Genomic DNA, 22,144 nt, shown 5'->3' with positions numbered 1-22,144 from the left:
GTCATTCCCGGGGGAGAAATTGCGGCCAAATCTTTTTCGAAAAGTTAGCGGCGCGCGGCAAGCGCGCGAATGGTTGCCGGACTGTTGCGCGGGCGCAACGTCGGCGCGCGCGCATCGCCGATTTATTGCGAATTCGTTGCCGCGCTCTCGCCCGAACGCGTCAGCCCGCCGCGGCTGATGATCGACATCGTTTCGCGGCAGAGATCGGCAAGGCCGATCAGCAGCACGGCGAGGAGGCAGAACAGGTTGATGGAATCCGCATTGGCGCTGGATAGCGGGGTGAACTCGAAGAACGGCGGAATGAACGCCCACCACACCAGCGGAACGGTGAGCAGCGCGGCGAATGCCGCCGCCGGCGCACCCGCGACAAGTCCGAGGACGAACAGGCTGGGCAGAAATGCCGCGAAATAGAGTTTTGCGCCGAGCGCGACGCAGATGCCCTGAAGCACCGCCGATAGTCCGACAACGACTAATCCCAGCAGAAACGCCTGCCACGACCATGGCCGTACCCGCGGTACGGCAAACAGCCCCGCACGTCTCATCAGCCTCCCCCTGCCGCCCGTTAACTGGGCCCGCTTGCGACCAAAGTACTACAGCGGCAAGAAAATCGCGAGGCGGAAAACGCACGCCCGGGCGCTTGGTAAACAGCCGCATCGCACAATTTTCACCGCCACTCGGTGGCCGCATAGAGCAGGCCCGCGACGGGCAGAGCGAGGCCGATTCCCGATGCGAGCGCCCAGCCGCCCTGCGCGAAGGCCCAGGCGCCGATCGCGGAGCCGGCAGCGCCGGCGGCGAAGAACGTCGCCATGTAGAGGCCGTTGAGGCGGCTGCGGTGTTCATGCCCGAGCGCGAAGATGGCGCGGAAGCCGAGCACGACGTTGCCCTGGACGCCGATATCGATGGCGATCGCGGCCACCACCAGGCAGGCGAGATTCAGCATCGAGCCGGCCGCGCCGACATAGGTCACGAGGAAGCCCGCAGCCGCGAGCAGCATCGCAATCAGCGTCGCGATACGGCTATGGCCGTGGTCGGCGAGCCGTCCCGCGATTGGCGCGGCGAACACGCCGGCGACACCGGCGAGGGCAAACAGCGCGATGCCGCGCTGGGAGAAGCCGAACTCGGAGGCGAGCTGAAGTGGCGCGACCGTCCAGAACAGGGTGAAGCAACCGAACAGGCTCGCCTGGTAGAGCGCGCGGCGCCGGAGCAGCGGCATGGTGCGCACCAGATGCGGCATCGACAGCAGCAGCGTTCCGTAATGCATGCGCGCGACGGGCTTGCGCGTCGGCAGCACCATCCGGAGCACGGCTGCGAGCACGATCATCAGCGCGGCGGAGCCGAAGAACACCGCATGCCACGACGACGCCGCGGTGACGAAGCTCGACACCGGCCGCGCCAGCATGATGCCGAGCATCAGGCCGGTCGAGACGTTGCCGACGACGCGGCCGCGGATGGCCTCGGGCGCCAGATGCGCCGCATAGGGAATGATGATCTGCACCGCGACCGAGCCGAGCCCGATGAACAGCGCGGCGATCAGGAACGGCAGCGCGTGCGTTGCGAACGCGGCGGCGAGCAGGGCCGCGGCGCCGAGCGTGATGACGGAGCAGATCAGGGTACGGTTCTCGACGAGATCGCCGAGCGGCACGATGAAGAGCAGCCCGGTGCCGTAGCCGATCTGCGTCATGGTGACGATCAGCCCGGCGGCGGCGTGCGACAGGCCGAGCGCAGCGCTGATCGGGGCGATCAGCGGCTGGGCATAGTAGATATTGGCGGCGACCATGCCACAGGCCGCGGCAAGCACGAAGGTCAGGCGCTGCGACACCGCATCCGGCTCGGGCGCGGTCTCGATGGTGGCGTTCATCGTCATCGACACGGTCTCCAAAGATTGGGAACGATCGTTCCCTAATATGACAGGAATTCAGGCGAGCAGTTTCATCGCGACGCCGACGAGGCGCGCCCCGTCCAGCGGCAGGCGCGCCTTGCCGACGACGCGCATTCCCTGCGTGATGCAGATCATCAGCCGCGCGGTGTCGTCGGCCACGACATGGCGGGGAATCGAGCCGTCCGCCTGGCCCTCGCGAATGAGGCCGGCGATGAAGCTCTCGTTGGTGGCGAGCTGCGCATTGACGCGGGCGCGGACCACCGGATCGACCGCGGAGAGCTCGACCGCGCTGCCGACCACGATACAGCCGCGGCGCCCCTCGCTGCCCTGGGAGTGCTCGACATAGGACAGCAGCACATGGCGCAGCCGCTCGCGGCCGTTCGCACCGCGCGCGGCCGCGCCGCGGGTCTGCTCCCGGCGCACCGTGGCGTAGCGCTCGAAGGCGGCGAGGAACACGGCATGCTTGTCGCGAAACGCCTTGTAGACGCTGCCGGTGGCAAGCCGCATCGCGGCGGTGAGGTCTCCGATCGACGTGGCATGATAGCCGCGCTCGCAAAACACCCGCACCGCCCCGTCCAGGGCAGTGTCCATGTCAAACTCCCGGGGACGGCCGGGCGGCTGAGCTATGGCTTGCGATCGGCGTGCGGGTTTTTGCATTGCGGGATAATAGGGAATGATTGTTTCCTAATCAAGACACCTGGTTGTGATTGGGGAAGAGACTGGCCGCATGCCGTTGCGCGGGGGTGACGGTGATGGAGTGGCGCTCATTGTCGCAACGACGGCGTATGAGGCATCGATTTCGTCCTCCAAATACAACTGTCATTCCCCGCGACCCGGCTACGCCAAGGCTTCGCCGGGGTTGAGGTTCAGGGGCGCCGAAGCCTTAGCGTAGGCGGCAGGCGGGGAATCCAGTACGCCGCAGCTTCTCGATTCAATCACCGCCGTCTCGGCGTACTGGATCGCCCGGTCAAGCCGGGCGATGACGCCGAGTGTGGGGCGAACTGTCTCCACACCGTCATTGCGAGCACAGCGAAGCAATCCAGACTGTCCCCGCGGAGGGATTCTGGATTGCTTCGCTGCGCTCGCAATGACGGAGGATGAGGTATGGGCTGGTTCTCCAGATGACACTGTCATTCCCCGCGAAGGCGGGGGATCCAGTACGCCGCGACCTATCGGCTGAACCACAACTGTCTCGGAGTACTGGATCGCCCGCCCCAGTGCGCAAGTGCGCACAAGGCGGGCGATGACAGCGAGGGTGTAGTCGCAGACACGCCTTCGCGATCTCGCGGCGGATTTCGCCCGAGCTTTGCTTGATCTCTTCGCCCTCTAGACCAAGAGGGCGCAGGGAAGGCCGGGTGCCGGCCGGCACCCGCGGTCTGCTGCGCGAAAAGCACACGCAGAAGAAACCGCACAGCAGCATACAGGTGTGGCCAATCACTCGGCCTTCCCTGCGCAATGGTTGGACGGCTTATGCCGTGCTCTCCCGGGAGCCGAGTTCGTTCTGGCCTCCCTCGCCTTCGCGGAATTCACCGGCATCGCGCCGGTTGACGCGACTGCCGCCTCCGCAAGAGCTTGACCGTAGCAACGACGGTCAGGACCACACGGTTTTGCCGTACGCACGGCCCGCCATTTCGCCGCAGTCTTCCCAGCCCTGTCGACTGAGCCGGAAACTTACAGGCGAGACGAACCTGTCAGCGCCGTTCGTCCGCACGAAGTCTTGGGCTCACGGAGAGCAATCCGCCCTGCCCGCAACTCTCGCGCCCGACGCTGCCGCGTCCACCGCAAAGCCCGGCTCGCGAAAATGACGACCACATGATCGCCCCTCAAGGATGAGCCGGGATGGGCGACACATACGACAAATCCGAATTTCGGTAAAGTGGAATATTTTTGCGCGGGCGGGTTGACAGGTTCGCCAAGTGTTTTGCCCGTCGGGCGACTGGGCTGTGGGCATTTGGGAATGGGCTTTCGCGTCAGCCGTCGTCCTGGCGAAAGCCAGGACCCATACCGCGAGGTCTATCGATTTAAGGCAGTATTAGTCCCGCCCAACCAGTCTTCGCCAAACCTCTCCCTGTGGTAATGGGTCCTGGCTTTCGCCAGGACGACGCTGGAGAGACGGAAACGCAAGACAATGGGCGGAAGCATCACCCCTTCGTCGGCACTTGTGTCCCATCCGCCATCGTGGTCACGCCCTTGCGTTCGACGATCATCCCGTAGGCGCGGGGCTGGCGGTGGACGTCGAAATTGAAGGTGGTGCGCTTGTAGGAGTTGCAGAGATCGAGGTCGCAGCGCGCCAGCGCGATCTCGTCGCCCTTGGTGGTGCACGCCGCGACGATCTCGCCCGAAGGCGCGATGATGCAGCTGCCGCCGATGTGGTCGACGCCCTCCTCGATGCCGGCCTTGGCGACGCCGACCACGAAAGTGCCGTTCTGGTAGGCGCCGGCCTGCATCACCAGGTGATTGTGGAACAGCGAGAGATCGTCGTGCTCGGGCGCGGGCGGATTGTGCACCGGCGTGTTGTAGCCGATCATCACCATCTCGACGCCCTGGAGGCCCATCACGCGATAGGTCTCGCTCCAGCGGCGGTCGTTGCAGATCGCCATTCCCATCACGCCACCGAAGGCATTGGTCACGCCAAAACCGCTGCCGGGCTCGAAGTAACGCTTTTCCAGATGCTGAAATTCGCGCCATGGCTCATGCTCGGCATGGCCGGGCAAATGGACCTTGCGGTATTTCGCGACGATCGCACCGCTCTTGTCCACCAGGATGGAGGTATTGTAGCGCCTGGTGACGCCGGTCTCGACCGTCAGCTCGGCATAGCCGAGGTAAAGCCCGATGCCGATGTCGCGCGCGAGGTCGAACAGCGCTCGCGTCTGCGCCCCCGGCATCTCGCGCTCGAAGAAGGCGTCGATCTCCGCCTGGTCCTCGAAATACCAGCGCGGAAAGAACGTGGTCAGCGCGAGCTCGGGATAGACGATCAGGTCGCAGCCGCAAGCCTTCGCCTGGCGCATCAACGCCATCAGCCGCGCCACGACCTCGGTCCTCGTCTCCGCTCGAGCAATCGGGCCAAGCTGGCCGGCCGCAACATTCACAAATCTCGCCACGCGTTTTTCCTTCGCTTCCTCGACCGGCGTCGCCGCGCGTTATCGCGCGGCGCGCCGTCGCGACCGCCGACATGCAGATTCCGCACCTATGGCGCTCGTCGCGCAAGGGCGAGCCGGCTTGCACATCCAGTCGGGGAACCATCGTTGCCGATATGCAACGGTTCCCCACGGTCTGAAGCCGGACAAGAGAAACTCCCATTGCGGCCACGAACCCCGCTCACAACGCCGTGAGACTACAGGGGAACTACGATGCGTGCACAACGCGTTTGGAAAGTGAACGGGGCCGCCAGCATCGGGCAGCTTCAATCGCGACTGGACGATCTGAACAAGCGTCTCAGCCAGCTCGAAAGCCAGCATCCTGAGAACTGGAAGGTCGAAGAGCTCAGATCAAGCGCACTCAGCCTGTCGCGCGAGATCGACGACATCCGCTGTGCCGAGGCGACGGCGGCGCTGAGCGAGCTGCTGCGGAAGTAGGCGGGACGGCGGCGATTCGGCGTTGCGTCGGGAACCAACCTCCGCCGCCGCCATTTCCATCAGAGCATGGAGCAAATCATGACCAGGCACCTGACGCGGGCCCATCTCGCGCGCGGCGTGGCCGGCGCGGTTTCCACGCTGGTCCTGTGCGCGACGGCGGCATTCACCATCGCGCACCACTTCGCGCTGTGAGGGATTTCGCATGACATCCGACCCCGAGGAGTCGGTGAGGCTGCAAGGTTTTGGCGAGATGACGTTGCGCACGGCGATCGCGACGCTGATGGCGCTGGCGCCACGCGCGCGATCGGAGACCGCCATCTTCCGCGTCCGCGACGGCTCGCGTTTGGCCGCGAGCGAGATCGCCGACCTCGCGTCGGATTGGGGCATGACGCCGATGGCGGAAGTCAGGTCGCCAAGGCTGGTGCCGGAGCAGCACTGGTCGGAGATCGTCCGCAGCATGGTGCGCGAGGCGCCGCTGCCGGCGCTGATGGTGGCGTTCCTGGTAGGCGTGCTGGTGGCGCGGCGGTAGTGCCGCGCCTCAAGCGGCGCGCGCCGATTTCGCGCGCTCCTCCAGTGCATTTATCGTCGACACGAGATTGTCACGTCGTACCCGAAGGGTTGCCGCGAGCAACGGATAGGACGGGTGCTGCCTGTCGAACACCCCGGCCTTGGCCTCTTCCTCGAGGATGTCGGAATTCATGAGCTGAACGCGCCACCACAGATCCGCGATCAGCGCGCTAAGCCGAAGCTCTCCAGTGGAGCCGAAACGGGACACTTCTGTCATTGTTTGCCTCAACCTGAAACAGTCCCTCCGCTAGGGGCTGTGTTTGGTCCTGACTGAGCAAACGGAGTGCCAGGGCTGCAGGCGGGTCAGATGCGCCAACCTGGACGATCGCGCGGCCTGCACAGGGGCGATCGCAATCGGCATGGCCAAGGCGCATCGGTCGCGGGAGCCATGCCACGCGCACAGACGTCCCTGCCTGGGCGAAATCGGCCGTGGACCCGCCCTGAAAATCGTTGCAAAAAGGCGCTCCCGAGGCGCCGGCGGCCGGTCCGCCAAGCCTCTGGAAAACGTCGACTTTTGGAAGAATGGTCGGAGTGGCAGGATTCGAACCTGCGACCCCTGCGTCCCGAACGCAGTGCTCTACCGGGCTGAGCCACACTCCGACAAGAGGCCGGCTTATAGCGTTGGGTTTGGCGCACCGCAAGCGGCCGAGTTGAGGAATTTTATCCCTGTGAAAACGGGTCTTGAAACGCTGATTCTACCGGCGGGCGATGCCGCCGCAGGGGCCGCCGCCCGGACGCTGGCGGCCGGCGGGCTGGTCGCGTTTCCGACCGAGACGGTCTACGGGCTCGGCGCGGACGCCGCCAATGCCACCGCGATCGCCCATCTCTATGCCGCCAAGGGGCGGCCGGCCTTCAATCCGCTGATCGCCCATGTCGCGGACATTGCCGCTGCGCAGGCCATCGGGCGGTTCGACGCGCGCGCCCTAGAGCTGGCGCAGGCGTTCTGGCCGGGGCCGCTGACGCTGGTGGTGCCGAAGACGGACGGCTGCCCGGTGGCCGATCTTGCCACCGCCGGGCTCGACACGGTCGCGATCCGCATTCCCGCCCACCCGGTGGCGCAGGCGATCCTGCGTGCCTTTGGCGGCGCCGTGGTGGCACCGTCGGCGAACATCTCCGGGCACGTCTCGCCGACGCTGGCCGCCCATGTCGAGAGCGACCTTGCGGGGCGAATCGACCTGATCGTCGATGGCGGACCGGTCGCGGTCGGCGTCGAATCCACCATTGTCGGCTGCTTCGACGCGCCGATGCTGCTCCGGCCCGGCGGACTGTCGCGCGAGCGGATCGAGGCCGTGCTCGGCGCAGCCCTGGCGCGGCCGCCGGCGGAGGCCGAGAGCGACGACAGCCAGCCGCTGGCGCCGGGCATGCTGGCCTCGCATTACGCGCCGCGCGCCAATGTGCGGCTCCGCGCGCAGGACGTTGCGCCGGGCGAAGCGCTGCTGGCGTTTGGCCCCGCGCGGCTGCCCGGCGTTGACGCTGCTACGGCCGTCATGAATTTGTCGCCCACCGGTGATCTCGATGAAGCCGCCGCCAACCTGTTCGGCTATCTTCGCACCCTCGATGCGAAGGGCCCACGAGCGATCGCGGTGATGACGATCCCCGAGGAAGAACTTGGCGAAGCGATCAACGACCGGCTGCGCCGGGCTGCGGTGGCGAGATAAGAGCGAAGTAGAGACGAGACAATGAACATCAATAAATCTACCACTCCTCCGCTTGCGCCCGAGCTGATCGAACAATTCCGCAAGATCGTCGGCGACCGCCACGCGATCACGGACGCGGCCGACATCGAGGCTTACGTCACCGAGGAGCGCAACCTGTTCCACGGACGCTCGCCGCTGGTGCTGCGGCCGGGCTCGACCGCGGAGGTCGCCGAAATCTGCAAGCTCGCTTCCGCGCACAGAATCGCGCTGGTGCCGCAGGGCGGCAATACCGGCCTCGTCGGCGGCCAGACCCCGCACAATGGCGAGGTGGTGGTGTCGCTGCGGCGGCTGGACAAGATCCGCGAGGTCGACACCGCCTCCAACACCATGACCTGCGAGGCCGGCGTGGTGCTGCAAATCGCGCAGCAGAAGGCCGCCGACGTGGACCGACTGTTTCCGCTCTCGCTCGGCGCGGAAGGCAGCTGCACCATCGGCGGCAATCTCTCGACCAATGCCGGCGGCACCGCCGCGCTCGCCTATGGCGTCGCGCGCGAGATGGCGCTGGGGCTGGAAGTCGTGCTCGCCGACGGGCGCGTGCTCAACGTGCTGTCGAAGCTCAAGAAGGACAACACCGGCTACAATCTGCACAACCTCTTCATCGGCGCCGAAGGCACGCTCGGCATCATCACGGCGGCGACGCTGAAGCTCTTCCCCAAGCCGCGGGCGGTCGAGACGGCGTTCGTCGGGCTGAAGTCGCCGGCCGCGGCGCTCAAGCTGCTGACGATCGCGCAGGGCGAAGCCGCCAACGCGCTGACGAGCTTCGAGCTGCTGTCGGAGATGGCGGTCGACTTCTCGGTCCGGCACGGCATCGACGTGCGCGATCCGCTGGAAGCAAAGCATCCCTGGTACGTGCTGATGGAATTGTCCGCAGCCAGCGAGGATGCCCGCACGCCGCTGGAGGCGATCCTGACCCGCGCCATGGAAGACGAGATCGTCGACGACGCCGTGATCGCGGCCAACCTCACCCAGCGCAACGGCTTCTGGAAGCTGCGCGAGGAGATGTCGTCGGCGCAGAAGCCGGAGGGCGGCTCGATCAAGCATGACATCTCCGTTCCCGTCGCCGCCGTGCCCGCCTTCATCGACGAAGCCAATGCCGCGGTCGTCAGGCTGATCCCCGGCGCGCGGCCGGTGCCGTTCGGCCATCTCGGCGACGGCAATCTGCACTACAATGTCAGCGAGCCCATCGGCGCCAACACCGCGGATTACCTGGCGCGCTGGCACGAGATGAATGCGGTGGTGTTCGAGATCGTGCTGCGCATGGGCGGCTCGATCTCCGCCGAGCACGGCATCGGCGTGCTCAAGCGTGACGAACTGCCCGAGGTGAAGGACAAGACCGCGATCGAGCTGATGCGGTCGATCAAGGCGATGCTCGATCCGCTCGGCATCATGAATCCGGGGAAGGTACTGTGAGCATGTCCCTCACGATCGATGCGATCAGCGACGCCGATGTCGAGCCGGTGGTCGCGCTGTGGCAGCGCTGCGGCCTGACGCGGCCCTGGAACGACCCGCATGCCGACATCGCTCTGGCGCGGCGGCGCGACAACTCGACCGTGCTGGTCGGCCGCGATGGCAGCGCGATCGTCGCCACCGTCATGGTCGGCCATGACGGCCACCGCGGCTGGGTCTATTACGTCGCCGTCGATCCTGATGGCCGCAAACGCGGCCATGGCCGGGTGATCATGGCCGCGGCCGAGGACTGGCTGCGCCAGGCAGGCATCGCCAAGCTCCAGCTCCTGGTCCGCCGCGAGAACGCGCAGGCCAATGCGTTCTACCAATCGCTGGGCTTCGAGGAATCCACCTCGGTGATGTTCCAGAAGTGGCTCGACGGCCGCGAGCAGCCCCGTTAGTTCTCACCCGGAAAACAGCAATGACCATTTCCGACCGCGTCCGCATCAAGGACGTCCGCGTGCTCTCCGACAACTGGACCATCCTGAAGAACACGACGTTCGAATACCGGCGCGCCAATGGCGAGTGGCAGACGCAGCACCGGGAAACCTATGAACGCGACAACGCCGCCGCCGTGCTGCCCTATAATCGCGCACGGCGCACGGTAATCCTGGTGCGCCAGTTCCGCCTGCCGGCGTTCATCCGCGGCTACGACGATCTCCTGATCGAGGCGGCCGCCGGGGTGCTCGACGATGCCTCTCCCGAGGTGCGCATTCGCGCCGAGGCCGAGGAGGAAACCGGGTATCGCCTGCACCACGTCCACAAGGTGTTCGAGGCCTTCATGAGCCCGGGCGCCATCACCGAAAAACTGCATTTCTTCGTCGCCGAATACGAGCCGGAGATGCGCGTCAGCGACGGCGGGGGCCTCGAGCATGAGGGCGAGGACATCGAGGTGCTGGAGCTTTCCATCGACGAGGCGCTGGCGATGATCGCGGACGGACGGATCATCGACGCCAAGGCGATCATGCTGCTGCAATATGCGGCGCTGCATATTTTTCGCTAGGTGATTTCTTCACCTCGCCCCGCTTGCGGGGAGAGCATAGGCCGCCTAGGCGGCCGTTTTTAGAAACGCCGAAGCAGAGCTTCGGCTATGCGCGAAGCGATCGGGTGAGGGGGAGCCTCCGCGAGTCTCACTGTTGCCGTCCTCGCGGAGGCTCCCCCTCACCCCAACCCTCTCAGCGCGAGCGAAGCTCGTCGCGCCCCCGCATCCGCCTTCGCCAAGGCTTCGGCGGACAAGAGCGGGGCGAGGGAGCGCACCTGCCGCGCGGCGAGCCATCGCGGCAAGCAATTCTGCCCTGCGCCGCCCCTCCCCCGTTGAGCTCACCGCCGACTATCTCTAGTCTGGCCCCAACCAAGAACCAGGAGACGCGCCCATGTCCGCTTCGCGCGACGACGAATTCGGCTTTGCGCCCGACTATGACTCTGCCGTCCCCTATATGCAGCGCACCCGGGACTATTACGCCGCAATCGGCTACACCACGCCGTACCGCTGGGCGCATCACACCGAGGCGCCGTTCCAGCCGCTGAAGAAGCAGCTTTCGCAATCGCGGGTCACCATCATCACCACGGCTGCGCCGTTCGATCCGACCAAGGGCGACCAGGGGCCGGGCGCAGCGTATAACGGCAGCGCGAAATTCTACCAGGTCTACGACGGCGACACCGCCGAGCAGCACGATTTGCGCATCTCGCATATCGGCTACGACCGCAAGCACACCTCGGCGACCGACAGCGGCACCTGGTTTCCGCTGCCGCAGCTCCTGAAGGCATCGGCCGCGGGCCGGATCGGCGAGGTGGCTCCGCGCTTCTTCGGCGCGCCGACCAATCGCAGCCATCGCGTCACCCTCGACACCGACGCGCCGGAGATTCTGGCGCGCTGTCTTGCCGACAAGGTCGATGCCGCGGTGCTGGTGCCGAACTGCCCGGTCTGCCACCAGACCACCGCGCTAGTGGCGCGGCACCTGGAGCGGAACGGCATTCCGACCGCGATCATGGGCTGCGCCAAGGACATCATCGAGCACGCCGCCGTGCCGCGCTTCCTGTTCTCCGACTTCCCGCTCGGCAATTCCGCCGGCAAGCCGCACGACGTCACCTCGCAGGCGCAGACGCTCGAGCTGGCGCTTCGGCTGCTCGAGACCGCGAGCGGCCCGCAGACGACGATGCAGTCGCCGCTGCGCTGGAGCGAGGACGCTTCCTGGAAGCTCGACTACAACAATGTCGCGCAGCTCTCGCCGGAAGAGCTGGCGCGCCGCCGCGCCGAATTCGACAAGCAGAAGGAGATCGCGCGCGGCAACCGCGCCGCCTGACGTCCTCCGACAACCAAAACAAAAAAGGGAGAGCGACGTGACGCGACCGTTCGAGGGCGTGAAGATCCTGGATTTCACGCAAGTGCTGGCCGGCCCCCATGCGAGCTACCAGCTCGCGCTGCTGGGTGCCGACGTCATCAAGGTCGAGCGGCGCGAGGGCGAGGACATGCGCCGCACGCCGCTCAGCCGCGAATGGGCCGAGCGCGGGCTGGCGCCGGCGTTCCAGGCCATCAACGGCAACAAGCGCAGCCTGACGCTCGATTTGCAGAAGCCCGATGCGATCGCCATCGTGAAGAAGCTTGCCGCCCGGGTCGACGTCGTCATGGAAAACTTCCGCCCGGGCGTGATGGACAAGCTCGGCATCGGCTACGAGGCGCTGTCTGCGATCAATCCAAAGCTGATCTATTGCGCCGTCTCGGGCTTCGGCCAGACCGGCCCGGACCGTTTGCGGCCCGGCTATGACGGCAAGATGCAGGCGCTGTCCGGCATCATGGCGATCACGGGCCACCCCCAGACCGGACCGACGCGCGCGGGCTTTGCGGTCTGCGACGTGCTCTCGGGCGCCACGGCTGCGTTCGGCGTGTCGAGCGCGCTGTACCAGCGCGACCGCACCGGCAAGGGGCAGTTCGTCGACGTCTCCATGCTGGAGGCGACGATGGCATTTCTGTCAGGACAGATCGCGGACTGGTCGGTCGCGAGCCATCGCCAGCAGCTGTCAGGCAACCAGGCCGTGAGCCGCCGGACCACGGCGAATTTGTTCAAATGCGGCGACGGCCACATCCTGCTCGCCGTCAACAACGAGAAGCAGTACCGCGCGCTGATGAGCGCGCTCGGCCGCGAGGATACGCTCGCCGATCCGCGCTTTGCCGACTGGTTCGCCCGCAACGAGAACGAGCCGGCCCTGCGCGCCATCATCGAGGCGGCGCTCGCGGCAAGGCCGGCGCGCGAATGGGAGACGATTCTGGAAGACGCCGGCGCGCCCTGCGCCAGCATCTGGAAGGTCGAGGAAGTGATCGATCATCCGCAGATCAAGGCGCGCGGTGCGATCCAGGAGCTGGATACGCCCTACGGCCGCCTGCGTTTTGCCGGCAGCGGATTCAAGCTCGCGCATGGCGGCGGCAAGCTGGACCGGATGGCACCGGAGCTGGGCGCGGATACGGATGCGGTGCTGGGAGAACTGGGGTTCAATGCGGCGGAGATCGCGGCGTTGAGGGCAAGGGAGATTGTGTGAGGGCTGGAGCTACAAACTCCCCTGTCGTCCCGGCGAAAGCCGGGACCCATAGCCACCGAATTCAATTTGGCGAAGATTGCCCACGACCATCTCGCGCCACACTTCTCCCTGTGGGTATGGGTCCCGGCCTTCGCCGGGACGACAGCGGCATTTGAGGCTGCAGTCGAATTTCGACCACACCTAAAACAGCGACCCCTGCCCGTCGTCGGATGACGCGGCCGCCGCCTTCCGCACCGCGCGCTTCGGCTTCGACGCCTCCACCTCCGCCTCGATCTCCTCCGCGCTGATCGGCAAGAGCAGCTGATCGTCGTCATTGGCGACGCGGTTGACGCGGGTGGAGACCGGGTGCCAGGCGAATTCGCCGGTGCGCGGGGCGGTCATCAGCGGCAGGATCGCGTCGACCTCGTCGCCCCTTATGTCGAGCCAGCGCTCGAAATCACCCGGGCTGATGGTGACGGGTACGCGGTCATGCAGCGCGGCGAGGTCCTCGCCCGCCGCCGCCGTGACGATCGCGACCGTATCGAGCTCCTCGCCGTTCGGCCCGGCCCAGGTCTCGAACACCGCGGCAAAGCCGAGCGGCGCGCCGTCGGCCCGATGGATGAAGAACGGCTGCTTGCGGCCATCCACCGCCTTCCATTCGTAGTACCCGTCGGCCGGGATCAGGCCGCGCCGGCGGCGAATCGCGCGTTTGAAGGCGGGCTTCTCCAGCACCGTCTCCGAGCGGGCATTGATCAGGAGCGTAAAGCCTTTGGGGTCCTTGACCCAGCCCGGCAGCAGACCCCAGCGCATCAGGCGGAAATGGCGCGCGCCATTCTCGACCAGCACGACCGGAATCGGTTGCGTCGGGGCGACATTGTACCGGGGCGGGAAATTCGGCTGCTCGACATAGCCGAACAGTTGCCGCAAAGCCGCGGGGGCCGAAGTTATGACGAAGCGTCCACACATCCTTGGGTGTCTATATAGGGTCCGTTCAGGTCCTTTTAACCCCGAACGTTAACACTGCGGCGAATGAGCTCAATGGCCTCCCAACCCGCGCGGGCGCATGTACAGACGGGCCCCGAGGCTGCGGCCTGGGCCGAACGGCTGCGCGTGGCCAACATCAACCCGCGGACCGGGCTTGCCACCGACTATCTCAACCATTTCAATGAAGCCGTGATGCTGCTCGAAATGGTGCCGGACATGCCGGAATGCGCCGAAGACTTTCTGACCTGGTCGCCACTGTCCTATGCCGAGCATTTCACGGCGTCGAACTTCAAGGCGCGCGACCTCGCCATCGAAGCCTACGAGAAGGCCGATCCCAACGTGCGCGCGCAGTTCGACCACATCACCGACACCATGACCTCGATCCTGACCGCGGTCGGCTCGGCCATGCGCGAGGTCGAGAAGGACACGACCCGCGTCCGCCTGGCCGAGCAGGCCACCCTCTGGGTCAAGCCGCTGATCGCCGCCTGCGGCGGCATCATCAATGGCGGGGCGGAAGCCGACGTCGACACCATCATGTCGAACTGAGCCAGATCATTTAAGAACCAGGTCCTTTAAGAAAATGACCGCAGTCGTCCAGTCCCAGCGTCCCCAGATCGCGGTCAGCGCGGCGATTTTTCGCGACGGCAAGGTCCTTCTGACCCGCCGCGCCCGCTCGCCCGCCAAGGGGTTCTATTCGCTGCCCGGCGGCCGGGTCGAGTTCGGCGAATCGCTGCACCAGGCCCTGGCGCGCGAGGTGGATGAGGAAACCGGGCTTAAGATCGAGATCATCGGCCTTGCCGGCTGGCGCGAGGTGCTGCCGGCCACGGCCGGCGCCGGCCATTACCTGATCATGTCCTTTGCCGCCCGCTGGGCGGCCCGGGAGCCGGTTTTGAACGACGAGCTCGACGACTACCGCTGGATCGCCCCGGATGCCCTGGCGAGCCTCGGCGACCTCAAGCTGACCGGGGGGCTGGAGGAGGTCATCCAGTCGGCCGCGCGCCTGATCGGACACTGACCCCCGCCTTGCGCCCGCCGCCTTGAGGGGGCATACACCCCGCCGATGTCCACGCGATTTCTGGCCATTTTCGCCCTGATTCTCGCCTGCGCCTCCGTGCCCACGAGGGCCCAGGACGTGGCGGCGCCGTTTGACGCCGATTTGCAGCGGCTGGCGGAGATCCTCGGCGGCCTGCACTACCTGCGCGGCATCTGCGGGTCCAACGAGGGCAACAAATGGCGCAGCGAGATGCAGGCGCTGATCGATGCCGAAACCCCCTCCGGCGAGCGCCGCACCCGCATGATCGCCGGATTCAACCGCGGCTATAATGGTTTTCAGCAGACCTACCGGAGCTGCACGCCGGCCGCCACCGTCGCGATCCGCCGCTACATCGAGGAAGGCTCGAAGATCTCGCGTGACCTGACGGCGCGCTACGCGAACTGAACTCTCTCCGTCATTCCGGGGCGCGACGAAGTCGCGAGCCCGGAATCCATCGGGCGTCAGAGTTGGTGGCACGATGGATTCCGGGTTCGCGCCACACGCGCCCCCGAATGACGGCGACGGGGACCCTGTCATCGTCTTTGTTCACAGCCATTAACCGTTCCTAAAGATGTAGCCTAGCGGGCGTTAATACGCGTGCTACACCACTCGCACAGCGCATCGCCGTGGATCGCGCCCAGCCTGATCGAGTTTCATGAGCCATCCAGTGTCCTACGCCCCCGCCCGCGCGCCGCTGCCCGATCACGAGCAGAAACAGGCCGCGCTGAGCTATCTCAACGAGGCCTGGGCCGAAGCGCGCCACGACGGCGTCGACGGCGACTGCCTGGCGCAGGCAAGCCTGTTTGCCGCCCTTGCCGAGCTCGTCGGCACCTATGGCGAGGACGCGGTAGCGAAATTCGTCGAGGGCTTTCCCGGCCGGATCCGCAACGGCGAATTCTCCGTCGACATCTCCCGGCAGTAACCGCCTTTGGAAAATGACCCCGCCACGCGGGCGGGGCCAGTTGACGGATGAATGACTTTGCGACACCTCGCGAAGTCTGTGGTGTTTATCGCACGGAAGCCGCTCCCTGCGGCCAAGCATTAGTCTCGCTGCGGGCGGGAGATATTCCCGATGCAATCGGGAATGCTACGGCACGACCTTGAGTGTCGCCTTCATGTTGGGATGAAAGCGGCAGTAATACTCCACCGTTCCCGCCTTCTTCACGACCGTCGTGCCTGATTTCTTCGCCGGCAGGTTCACGTCGAAGTCGCCGCTTCCAGCGGTTGCGGTGTGCGCGAATACGTCCTTGTTAATCCACTCGACAGTGTCGCCGACCTTCGCGGACGCATCATTCGGCGATATTTCTAGATTCTCCATCGTGATCTGAATTGTCGCGGCGCATGCCGGGACGACCATCGTTGCGAAGACGACCGCCATTGCAGTCGAGCACACCCGTCCCGGCATCATATCCGCTCCCCTATTTCAGCTCGGCCGCGACATGCTCGGCGTGCTGCTGATGGCCCTGGAATATCTTCAATCCGGTCTGCAACAGGCTCTTCAGCTCCGCATTGCTGGCAGAGGGAATGAGCTGGCTTTCCAGCGCGCCGTTGACCGCCTTGTGATAGGCGACCTCATTGGCGACATAGGCCTTGTCGAAGGCTGCGCCGTCCAGCTTGTCGAGCTCGGCAAGCTTGTCGCTCGCCTGCTTCGACAGCGTGCGGCTGGTGTCGTTGTCCTCGGGCGTGACGTTCAGCTTCTTGACCAGCGCGAGCGCCTGCTTGTTGACCGCCTCGTGGTCGCGCAGCATGTCCTCGGCAAACGCCTTGACGTCCTTGTTCTTGGCCTTTTTCTGCGCCTGCTTGGCCGCGTTGATGTCGATCACGCCCGCGGTGTAGGCGATGTGGGCGATCTGCGGATCGGTGGGCTTGTCGGCTGCGCTGGCGCCCCCAAACAGCGCGGGACTCGACAACAGAATTGCCGCGGCGAGCGCCGCGCTCCGTCGGGTGAACATGTTTGACACTCCTGTGCTGCCGGACGGTTGCCGGCGTCGCTTCACAGGCATTGGATGGGATTTTCGCGCAAACGTTCCCGAAAAATTTCAGCAGCCGCTGCCGAGCCGCTTCAGCACTGATACGGTCAGCCGCTCGCAGCGCCACCCGGCGAACGGGAACGCATCCATCACCACCGGACCGATCTCCTTCTCGACGTTCTCGCGCAGCATGGTGCGCGCACGGTGCAGCCGCGTCTTCACGGTCTCGGGCTTGACGCCGAGCAGATCGGCGGTCTCCTCGATGTTCATCCCCTCCATGACGCGCGCGACGAAGACCATGCGGAAGACATCCGGCAGTTCGTCGATTGCGCGTTCGACGACGCGCTGGATTTCACGTTGGGCCATGGTCCTTTCCGGATCGCCTGCGGGAGAAACGGGAAATCTTATGATCTGCGCGTCGAGCGCCCCTTCCGGCAGCGCGCCGAGCTCGACATGCGGCCTGCGGCTTCGCGCCCGGCCAAGCGCCTCGTTGATGGCAATGCGCGACAGCCAGGTCGACAGCCCGGACTCGCCGCGAAAGCCGTCGAGATGGGTGAAGGCCCGGACATAGGTCTCCTGCACCACGTCCTCGGCTTCGCTGTCGCTGCGCAGGATACCGCGCGCAAGACGGTAGAGCCTGCGGTTGTTGGCCTGCATGATCTCGCGCAGCGCGGCCTCGTCACGGCCCCGCGCGCGGTCGACAAGTTCGGCTTCCGATGCTCTGGCGCCGGCGGACAGGCCGGCTGCGGTCCGCTGCATGGTGGTCACCTGTTTCCATTCGTTCCGGACATTGGATGCAGGCGCGGGGAAAAGGTTCCCGATTTTCTTACCTTCCCCGCCGGGGTCTCCCCAGGGAGGGTAAGAGCTAGTCCGTCTCGATCGGCAGTGCCGGATCCCTTGCCCATTCGCCCATGGAGGCATCGTACAGCGTCAGCTTGTCGTAGCCGAGCTGCGTCAGCATGAGCAGGTCGATCGTCGCCGAGATGCCGCCGCCGCAATAGCAGATCACGGTCTTGTCGCGCGTAACGCCCTGGGCCGCGAATTTCGCTTCGGCATCGGCAAGCGTCGTCAGCGTCTTATCGGCATTGGCAAGCGTCGCGGCGGGCACGTTGACGCTGCCGGGCACGCGGCCGGGCCGGCCGTAGCGGCTCGGCTCAAGGCCTTGATGGAATTGCGGCCCGAGCGCGTTGACGATCACGGTCGAGGGGTCGCCGATTCGCGCCTTCACAGTGGTCTTGTCGACGAAGAAGCCCGCGCGCGGCGTCGCCTTGAAGGTCGTGGCGGGATAGCCCTTCGGCGCGCCCGTCTCGACCGGCCGCCCCTCGTCCTTCCATTTGTCAAAACCGCCGTCGAGCACCAGTGCATCGACGCCGAGCGAGCGCAGCATCCACCAGAACCGTGTCGACCACATCATCGTGCCGATGCTGTAAAGCACGATGGTCTTGGATGCGTCGGCGCCATGGCGGCCGAAGGCGGCCTCTAGCTGGGGCACGCCAGCCATCATGAAGAGCGGCCCTGCGGAGGTGTCGGAGAACTCGCCTTGCAGGTCGAGGAAATCGGCGCCGGGGATGTGGCCGGCCGCGAAGGTCTTGTCGCCGGGGACTGCCCGATAGGGCACGTCGCTGCCCGGCGGCACCGGTTCGTTATAGGTCGTGCAGTCGTAGAGGCGTAAGGCGGGATCGTCGAGGATGGCGGCGAGTTGTTCGGTGGAGACGAGGGGTGCCGGTTGGGACATTGCTCTCTCCCAATTTGAGCCTACGCTTCCTGGCACTCTGTCATTGCCCGCGAAGGCGGGCAATCCAGTATTCCAGAGGCGGCGGTGATCGAACCGAGAAGCCGCGGCGTACTGGATGCCCCGCCTCCGCGGGGCATGACAGCCGAGCGAGAAGCGGGACCGCGCCCGCTACTGCTTCAGCGTCTCCAGAAACCGCACCGGCTCGCCTTGCGATGGCGTCACCAGTTCACCCTGCCACATCACGCGGCGGCCGCGGATGAAGGTGCCGACGGGCCAGCCGGTGACGCGAACGCCGTCGTAAGGGGTCCAGCCGGCCTTGGACGCCACCCATTTGTTGGTGATGGTTTCGCTGCGCTTCAAGTCGACGATGGTGAAGTCGGCGTCGTAGCCGGCGGCGATGCGGCCCTTGCAGGCCATGTTGTAGAGACGCGCGGGGCCGGCGCTGGTGAGATCGACAAACCGCGCCAGCGACAGGCGGCCGGCATTGACGTGGTCGAGCATCAGCGGCACCAGCGTCTGCACACCGGTCATGCCGGAGGGCGAGGCCGGATAGGTCTTCTGCTTTTCTTCCAGCGTATGCGGGGCATGATCGGAGCCGAGCACGTCGATGATGCCCTGCTCGATGCCGCGCCAGATGCCGGCGCGGTGATCGGCCCCGCGCACCGGCGGGTTCATCTGCGCCAGCGTGCCGAGCCGCTCGTAGCATTCGGGCGCGACCAGCGTGAGATGATGCGGCGTCGCCTCGCAGGATGCGACATCCTTGTGGTCACGCAGGAACTCGATTTCTTCCTTGGTCGAGATGTGCAGCACGTGGATGCGCTTGCCCGTCTCATGCGCGAGCTTGACCAGGCGCTGCGTCGCCATCAGCGCCGCGGTCTCGTCGCGCCAGACCGGATGCGAGCGCGGATCGCCCTCGATGCGCAGCGGCTTGCGCTCGTTGAGGCGGTATTCGTCCTCGGCGTGGAAGGCGGCGCGGCGGCGGATCACCTGGAAGATGCGGCGCAGGCTCTCGTCGTCCTCCACCAGCAGCGCGCCGGTCGAGGAGCCGATGAACACCTTGACGCCGGCGCAGCCCGGCGCGCGCTCCAGCACGGGCAGGTCCTGCACGTTCTCGCGGGTGCCGCCGATGAAGAAGGCGAAGTCGCAATGCATGCGGTGATGGGCGCGCTTCACCTTGTCGGCAAAGGCGGCCTCCGTCACGGTGAGCGGCGATGTGTTCGGCATCTCGAACACGGCGGTGACGCCGCCCATCACGGCGCTGCGCGAGCCGGTCTCGAGGTCTTCCTTCTGCTCCAGTCCCGGCTCGCGAAAATGCACCTGCGTGTCCATCACGCCGGGTAGGATGTGGAGGCCCTTGCAGTCGATCACTTCGGCGGCGGAGGCTTGCGACAGCGCGCAGATCTCGGCGATGCGGCCGCCCGCAATGCCGATGTCCCGCAGCCCCTCGCCGTCCTGGTTGACGACGGTGCCGCCCCTGAGGATCACATCGAAACGCTGGGTCATGGCTGAAGGCCCCTCTCATCCCCAAGCGCAGGGCTCGAGGTCTTGTCGTTTATGCGCTGCGGGCTTACGTTCCGGAGCAACATGTCGCAAGAGATTTTCGCATGAAATCAGCGTTTCTTCCCGACCGGGGCGTGGTCAAGGTCGCGGGCGAGGATGCGCGCAACTTCCTCAACGGCCTCGTCACGACCGACCTCGACAGGCTCAAGCCGGGCCTGGGGCGATTCGGGGCGCTGCTGACGCCGCAGGGCAAGATCATCGTCGATTTCCTGATCACGGAGGCGCCGGCCGGCCACGGCGGCGGGTTCCTGATCGATTGCCCCAAGGCGCTGGCCGATGGCCTCGCCACGAAGCTGAAATTCTACAAGCTGCGCGCCAAGGTCACGGTGGAAAACCTCTCCGGCGATCTCGGCGTGCTCGCCGCCTGGGGCGGTGCGCTCGCGGCCCAGCCGGACCTTGCCTTCGCCGATCCGCGCCATGACGAGCTCGGCTACCGCATTCTGATCCCCGAGGATCTCAAGCAGAAGCTGTCCGACCTCATCGGCGCCGAGCTGGTCGATGCGGCCGCCTATGAGGCCCATCGCATCGCGCTCGGCGTGCCGCGCGGCGGGCTCGACTTCATGTACAGCGATGCGTTCCCGCACGAGACCAATATGGACCGCCTTGCCGGCGTCGATTTCGACAAGGGTTGCTATGTCGGCCAGGAGGTCGTCTCGCGCATGCAGCATCGCGGCACCGCGCGCACCCGCAGCGTCAAGGTGTTGCTCGATGACATCTCGCCGGAAGTCGGCGTCAGCGTGTTGGCCGGCGACAAGCCGGTCGGCACCATGGGCTCGTCGGCGCGAGGCAAAGGCATCGCGCTGGTGCGCATCGACCGCGTCGCCGACGCGCTCGATGCCGGCCAGCCGCTCACCGCCGGCGGCCTTGCCTTGACGCTCGCCGAGCCTGAAGTCGTGCGCATTCCAGCCAAGCAGCCCACCGCATGAGCCGCGCCCCTCGCCTGCATCCCGACGGCCTGACCCGCTGCCCCTGGCCGGGTGAAGATCCGCTCTATGTCGCCTATCACGACACCGAATGGGGCGTGCCTGAGTATGACGACCGCGCGCTCTACGAGAAGCTGATCCTCGATGGCTTTCAGGCCGGCCTGTCCTGGATCACGATCCTGCGCAAGCGCGACAATTTCCGCAAAGCCTTCGACGATTTCCAGCCGGAGAAGATCGCGCGCTACAATGCCAAGAAGGTGCACGCGCTGATGAACGATGCCGGCATCGTGCGCAACCGCGCCAAGATCGACGGCGCGATCCTGAGCGCGAAGTCCTATCTGGATATCATGGAGAAGGGGCCGGGCTTCTCGAAGCTGCTGTGGGACTTCATGGACGGAAGGCCGAAGGTCAACAACTTCAAGACCACGGCGAGCGTGCCGGCCTCGACGCCGCTGTCGGTGCAGATCTCCAAGGAGCTGTCCTCGCGCGGCTTCAAGTTCGTCGGCCCGACCATCGTCTATGCCTTCATGCAGGCGACCGGCATGGTCAACGACCATCTCGTCGACTGCCATTGTCACGCAAGCTGCGGCAAGACGCAGCGCAAGCCGCGCCTCAAGGTCAAATGACGGCGAAGAAGTCGGCACGCGGCGCGGAGTCCCGCGCCTGGCAGCGCATGCTGTCGGGCCGGCGGCTCGATCTGCTCGATCCCTCGCCGCTCGACGTCGAGATCGCCGACATCGCCCATGGGCTGGCGCGCGTGGCGCGCTGGAACGGACAGACCATCGGCGCGCACATCTTCTCGGTCGCGCAGCATACGCTGCTGGTGGAGACCGTGATGCGGCACGAAACGCCGCGCGTCGACCAGCGCGTGCGGCTCGCAGCGCTGCTGCACGACGCGCCCGAATACGTGATCGGCGACATGATCTCGCCGTTCAAGGCCGTGCTCGACGGCCACTACAAGGCGGTCGAGAAGCGCCTGCTCGGCGCCATCCACATCCGCTTCGGCCTGCCGCCGGTGCTGCCCGACGAGATCACGCTGGCCATCAAGGCCGCCGATCGCGGCGCAGCTTACCTCGAGGCGACCGAGCTTGCCGGCTTCAGCGATACCGAGGCGAGGCGCCTGTTCGGCAAGAATCCCGGCCTGCCCGACAGCGTCCGGCGCGACTATCTCACGCCCTGGACGGCGGCGCGGGCCGAGAAGCAGTTCCTGGAGCGGTTTGGCGCGGTGTTTGCGTAGCATCATCCCTTCGTAGGGTGGGCAA

At 65.9% G+C, this 22,144-nt stretch carries 26 protein-coding genes and 1 tRNA gene; 15 read left to right on the top strand and 12 right to left on the bottom strand.

Going from position 1 to position 22,144, the window contains the following annotated elements; genetic code table 11:
- Positions 1–122: 122 nt before the first annotated feature.
- The 4 genes from XI08_RS34385 to XI08_RS34370 form a co-directional block, all read right to left on the bottom strand.
- On the bottom strand, positions 123–542 hold the full coding sequence (locus XI08_RS34385; RefSeq protein WP_271577815.1) for a DUF4118 domain-containing protein: 420 nt from the start codon (positions 540–542) through the stop codon (positions 123–125).
- Positions 543–664: 122 nt separating this feature from the next.
- The gene (locus XI08_RS34380; RefSeq protein ID WP_271577814.1) at positions 665–1,864 is read right to left on the bottom strand and encodes an MFS transporter; all 1,200 of its coding nucleotides are present in this window, start codon (positions 1,862–1,864) and stop codon (positions 665–667) included.
- 51 nt (positions 1,865–1,915) lie between these two features.
- A complete protein-coding gene (locus XI08_RS34375; RefSeq protein ID WP_271577813.1) occupies positions 1,916–2,470 on the bottom strand; it encodes a TetR/AcrR family transcriptional regulator in 555 nt (184 codons plus the stop codon).
- Between the two features lie 1,550 nt (positions 2,471–4,020).
- Entirely contained in the window at positions 4,021–4,980 is a 960-nt protein-coding gene (locus tag XI08_RS34370) for an N-carbamoyl-D-amino-acid hydrolase (RefSeq protein WP_271577812.1), read from the bottom strand.
- A 249-nt stretch (positions 4,981–5,229) separates the two neighbouring features.
- Here XI08_RS34370 and XI08_RS34365 point away from each other — a divergent pair, with 249 nt between their 5' ends.
- Positions 5,230–5,454, top strand: coding sequence for a hypothetical protein (locus XI08_RS34365; protein ID WP_027547857.1), 225 nt, complete (start codon positions 5,230–5,232; stop codon positions 5,452–5,454).
- Between the two features lie 202 nt (positions 5,455–5,656).
- Positions 5,657–5,983 (top strand): hypothetical protein, encoded by a 327-nt coding sequence (locus tag XI08_RS34360; protein ID WP_271577811.1) that lies wholly within the window; start codon positions 5,657–5,659, stop codon positions 5,981–5,983.
- A gap of 9 nt (positions 5,984–5,992) precedes the next feature.
- Here the strand turns inward: XI08_RS34360 and XI08_RS34355 are convergent, their stop codons facing one another.
- Positions 5,993–6,238 (bottom strand): hypothetical protein, encoded by a 246-nt coding sequence (locus XI08_RS34355; RefSeq protein WP_027547855.1) that lies wholly within the window; start codon positions 6,236–6,238, stop codon positions 5,993–5,995.
- Between the two features lie 306 nt (positions 6,239–6,544).
- Positions 6,545–6,621: transfer RNA gene (locus tag XI08_RS34350), tRNA-Pro, on the bottom strand.
- Positions 6,622–6,689: 68 nt separating this feature from the next.
- Here XI08_RS34350 and XI08_RS34345 point away from each other — a divergent pair.
- The 6 genes from XI08_RS34345 to XI08_RS34320 all read left to right on the top strand — a co-directional run bounded on the left by XI08_RS34345 (position 6,690) and on the right by XI08_RS34320 (position 12,698).
- Positions 6,690–7,679, top strand: a complete 990-nt coding sequence (locus XI08_RS34345; RefSeq protein WP_271577810.1) for an L-threonylcarbamoyladenylate synthase — start codon at positions 6,690–6,692, stop codon at positions 7,677–7,679.
- Positions 7,680–7,700: 21 nt separating this feature from the next.
- Positions 7,701–9,128 carry an FAD-binding oxidoreductase gene (locus tag XI08_RS34340; RefSeq protein WP_271577809.1) on the top strand — a complete coding sequence of 476 codons (1,428 nt, stop codon included), beginning with the start codon at positions 7,701–7,703 and terminating at the stop codon, positions 9,126–9,128.
- Between the two features lie 2 nt (positions 9,129–9,130).
- On the top strand, positions 9,131–9,565 hold the full coding sequence (locus XI08_RS34335; protein ID WP_271577968.1) for a GNAT family acetyltransferase: 435 nt from the start codon (positions 9,131–9,133) through the stop codon (positions 9,563–9,565).
- Positions 9,566–9,585: 20 nt separating this feature from the next.
- Positions 9,586–10,167 carry an NUDIX domain-containing protein gene (locus XI08_RS34330; protein ID WP_027543580.1) on the top strand — a complete coding sequence of 194 codons (582 nt, stop codon included), beginning with the start codon at positions 9,586–9,588 and terminating at the stop codon, positions 10,165–10,167.
- Positions 10,168–10,537: 370 nt separating this feature from the next.
- Positions 10,538–11,467 carry a glycine/sarcosine/betaine reductase selenoprotein B family protein gene (locus XI08_RS34325; protein WP_271577808.1) on the top strand — a complete coding sequence of 310 codons (930 nt, stop codon included), beginning with the start codon at positions 10,538–10,540 and terminating at the stop codon, positions 11,465–11,467.
- Between the two features lie 37 nt (positions 11,468–11,504).
- On the top strand, positions 11,505–12,698 hold the full coding sequence (locus tag XI08_RS34320; protein WP_271577807.1) for a CaiB/BaiF CoA transferase family protein: 1,194 nt from the start codon (positions 11,505–11,507) through the stop codon (positions 12,696–12,698).
- 180 nt (positions 12,699–12,878) lie between these two features.
- Here the strand turns inward: XI08_RS34320 and XI08_RS34315 are convergent, their stop codons facing one another.
- Positions 12,879–13,643 (bottom strand): SOS response-associated peptidase, encoded by a 765-nt coding sequence (locus XI08_RS34315; protein WP_271577806.1) that lies wholly within the window; start codon positions 13,641–13,643, stop codon positions 12,879–12,881.
- Positions 13,644–13,706: 63 nt separating this feature from the next.
- Here XI08_RS34315 and XI08_RS34310 point away from each other — a divergent pair, with 63 nt between their 5' ends.
- From XI08_RS34310 to XI08_RS34295, 4 genes are all read left to right on the top strand, one after another.
- Entirely contained in the window at positions 13,707–14,207 is a 501-nt protein-coding gene (locus tag XI08_RS34310) for a hypothetical protein (protein ID WP_027543584.1), read from the top strand.
- A gap of 34 nt (positions 14,208–14,241) precedes the next feature.
- A complete protein-coding gene (locus tag XI08_RS34305; protein WP_271577805.1) occupies positions 14,242–14,676 on the top strand; it encodes an NUDIX hydrolase in 435 nt (144 codons plus the stop codon).
- Between the two features lie 45 nt (positions 14,677–14,721).
- Positions 14,722–15,099 carry a TIGR02301 family protein gene (locus XI08_RS34300; RefSeq protein WP_011085347.1) on the top strand — a complete coding sequence of 126 codons (378 nt, stop codon included), beginning with the start codon at positions 14,722–14,724 and terminating at the stop codon, positions 15,097–15,099.
- 250 nt (positions 15,100–15,349) lie between these two features.
- On the top strand, positions 15,350–15,616 hold the full coding sequence (locus XI08_RS34295) for a hypothetical protein (protein WP_007594892.1): 267 nt from the start codon (positions 15,350–15,352) through the stop codon (positions 15,614–15,616).
- Positions 15,617–15,781: 165 nt separating this feature from the next.
- Here XI08_RS34295 and XI08_RS34290 read toward each other — a convergent pair whose 3' ends face one another.
- The 5 genes from XI08_RS34290 to XI08_RS34270 form a co-directional block, all read right to left on the bottom strand.
- Entirely contained in the window at positions 15,782–16,102 is a 321-nt protein-coding gene (locus XI08_RS34290; RefSeq protein ID WP_027543587.1) for a cupredoxin domain-containing protein, read from the bottom strand.
- 10 nt (positions 16,103–16,112) lie between these two features.
- The gene (locus tag XI08_RS34285) at positions 16,113–16,646 is read right to left on the bottom strand and encodes a DUF4142 domain-containing protein (RefSeq protein WP_027543588.1); all 534 of its coding nucleotides are present in this window, start codon (positions 16,644–16,646) and stop codon (positions 16,113–16,115) included.
- Positions 16,647–16,733: 87 nt separating this feature from the next.
- Entirely contained in the window at positions 16,734–17,423 is a 690-nt protein-coding gene (locus XI08_RS34280) for an RNA polymerase sigma factor (protein ID WP_027543589.1), read from the bottom strand.
- A 106-nt stretch (positions 17,424–17,529) separates the two neighbouring features.
- Positions 17,530–18,399 (bottom strand): sulfurtransferase, encoded by an 870-nt coding sequence (locus XI08_RS34275; RefSeq protein ID WP_271577804.1) that lies wholly within the window; start codon positions 18,397–18,399, stop codon positions 17,530–17,532.
- Positions 18,400–18,567: 168 nt separating this feature from the next.
- Complete coding sequence (locus XI08_RS34270) at positions 18,568–19,902, bottom strand: dihydroorotase (RefSeq protein WP_271577803.1); 1,335 nt, start codon at positions 19,900–19,902, stop codon at positions 18,568–18,570.
- A gap of 101 nt (positions 19,903–20,003) precedes the next feature.
- Between XI08_RS34270 and ygfZ the strand changes: the two genes are divergently transcribed.
- The 3 genes from ygfZ to XI08_RS34255 are packed head-to-tail and all read left to right on the top strand — an operon-like array spanning position 20,004 to position 22,119.
- The gene (gene ygfZ, locus XI08_RS34265; protein ID WP_271577802.1) at positions 20,004–20,885 is read left to right on the top strand and encodes a CAF17-like 4Fe-4S cluster assembly/insertion protein YgfZ; all 882 of its coding nucleotides are present in this window, start codon (positions 20,004–20,006) and stop codon (positions 20,883–20,885) included.
- Positions 20,882–21,508: a DNA-3-methyladenine glycosylase I gene (locus XI08_RS34260; RefSeq protein ID WP_011085340.1), complete on the top strand. Its 627-nt coding sequence runs from the start codon at positions 20,882–20,884 to the stop codon at positions 21,506–21,508. Before ygfZ ends, XI08_RS34260 begins: the two co-directional genes overlap by 4 nt.
- Positions 21,505–22,119, top strand: coding sequence for an HD family hydrolase (locus XI08_RS34255; RefSeq protein WP_271577801.1), 615 nt, complete (start codon positions 21,505–21,507; stop codon positions 22,117–22,119). The genes XI08_RS34260 and XI08_RS34255 overlap by 4 nt, the downstream gene beginning before the upstream one ends.
- Positions 22,120–22,144: the final 25 nt, after the last annotated feature.

The sequence above is a fragment of the Bradyrhizobium sp. CCBAU 11361 genome, assembly GCF_028128935.1.
GTDB lineage: Bacteria > Pseudomonadota > Alphaproteobacteria > Rhizobiales > Xanthobacteraceae > Bradyrhizobium > Bradyrhizobium niftali.
Note: the sequence above shows the minus strand (reverse complement) of the source record. Positions and strands in the feature narration are given on the sequence as shown.

Excerpts from the sequence above, each read along its gene's own strand:
- XI08_RS34385 (WP_271577815.1), bottom strand. The coding sequence starts at position 542 with ATGAGACGTGCGGGGCTGTTTGCCGTACCGCGGGTACGGCCATGGTCG.
- XI08_RS34380 (WP_271577814.1), bottom strand. The coding sequence starts at position 1,864 with ATGACGATGAACGCCACCATCGAGACCGCGCCCGAGCCGGATGCGGTG.
- XI08_RS34375 (WP_271577813.1), bottom strand. The coding sequence starts at position 2,470 with ATGGACACTGCCCTGGACGGGGCGGTGCGGGTGTTTTGCGAGCGCGGC.
- XI08_RS34365 (WP_027547857.1), top strand. The coding sequence starts at position 5,230 with ATGCGTGCACAACGCGTTTGGAAAGTGAACGGGGCCGCCAGCATCGGG.
- XI08_RS34360 (WP_271577811.1), top strand. The coding sequence starts at position 5,657 with ATGACATCCGACCCCGAGGAGTCGGTGAGGCTGCAAGGTTTTGGCGAG.
- XI08_RS34355 (WP_027547855.1), bottom strand. The coding sequence starts at position 6,238 with ATGACAGAAGTGTCCCGTTTCGGCTCCACTGGAGAGCTTCGGCTTAGC.
- XI08_RS34340 (WP_271577809.1), top strand. The coding sequence starts at position 7,701 with ATGAACATCAATAAATCTACCACTCCTCCGCTTGCGCCCGAGCTGATC.
- XI08_RS34335 (WP_271577968.1), top strand. The coding sequence starts at position 9,131 with ATGTCCCTCACGATCGATGCGATCAGCGACGCCGATGTCGAGCCGGTG.
- XI08_RS34330 (WP_027543580.1), top strand. The coding sequence starts at position 9,586 with ATGACCATTTCCGACCGCGTCCGCATCAAGGACGTCCGCGTGCTCTCC.
- XI08_RS34325 (WP_271577808.1), top strand. The coding sequence starts at position 10,538 with ATGTCCGCTTCGCGCGACGACGAATTCGGCTTTGCGCCCGACTATGAC.
- XI08_RS34315 (WP_271577806.1), bottom strand. The coding sequence starts at position 13,643 with ATGTGTGGACGCTTCGTCATAACTTCGGCCCCCGCGGCTTTGCGGCAA.
- XI08_RS34310 (WP_027543584.1), top strand. The coding sequence starts at position 13,707 with ATGAGCTCAATGGCCTCCCAACCCGCGCGGGCGCATGTACAGACGGGC.
- XI08_RS34305 (WP_271577805.1), top strand. The coding sequence starts at position 14,242 with ATGACCGCAGTCGTCCAGTCCCAGCGTCCCCAGATCGCGGTCAGCGCG.
- XI08_RS34300 (WP_011085347.1), top strand. The coding sequence starts at position 14,722 with ATGTCCACGCGATTTCTGGCCATTTTCGCCCTGATTCTCGCCTGCGCC.
- XI08_RS34295 (WP_007594892.1), top strand. The coding sequence starts at position 15,350 with ATGAGCCATCCAGTGTCCTACGCCCCCGCCCGCGCGCCGCTGCCCGAT.
- XI08_RS34290 (WP_027543587.1), bottom strand. The coding sequence starts at position 16,102 with ATGATGCCGGGACGGGTGTGCTCGACTGCAATGGCGGTCGTCTTCGCA.
- XI08_RS34285 (WP_027543588.1), bottom strand. The coding sequence starts at position 16,646 with ATGTTCACCCGACGGAGCGCGGCGCTCGCCGCGGCAATTCTGTTGTCG.
- XI08_RS34280 (WP_027543589.1), bottom strand. The coding sequence starts at position 17,423 with ATGCAGCGGACCGCAGCCGGCCTGTCCGCCGGCGCCAGAGCATCGGAA.
- XI08_RS34275 (WP_271577804.1), bottom strand. The coding sequence starts at position 18,399 with ATGTCCCAACCGGCACCCCTCGTCTCCACCGAACAACTCGCCGCCATC.
- XI08_RS34270 (WP_271577803.1), bottom strand. The coding sequence starts at position 19,902 with ATGACCCAGCGTTTCGATGTGATCCTCAGGGGCGGCACCGTCGTCAAC.
- ygfZ (WP_271577802.1), top strand. The coding sequence starts at position 20,004 with ATGAAATCAGCGTTTCTTCCCGACCGGGGCGTGGTCAAGGTCGCGGGC.
- XI08_RS34260 (WP_011085340.1), top strand. The coding sequence starts at position 20,882 with ATGAGCCGCGCCCCTCGCCTGCATCCCGACGGCCTGACCCGCTGCCCC.
- XI08_RS34255 (WP_271577801.1), top strand. The coding sequence starts at position 21,505 with ATGACGGCGAAGAAGTCGGCACGCGGCGCGGAGTCCCGCGCCTGGCAG.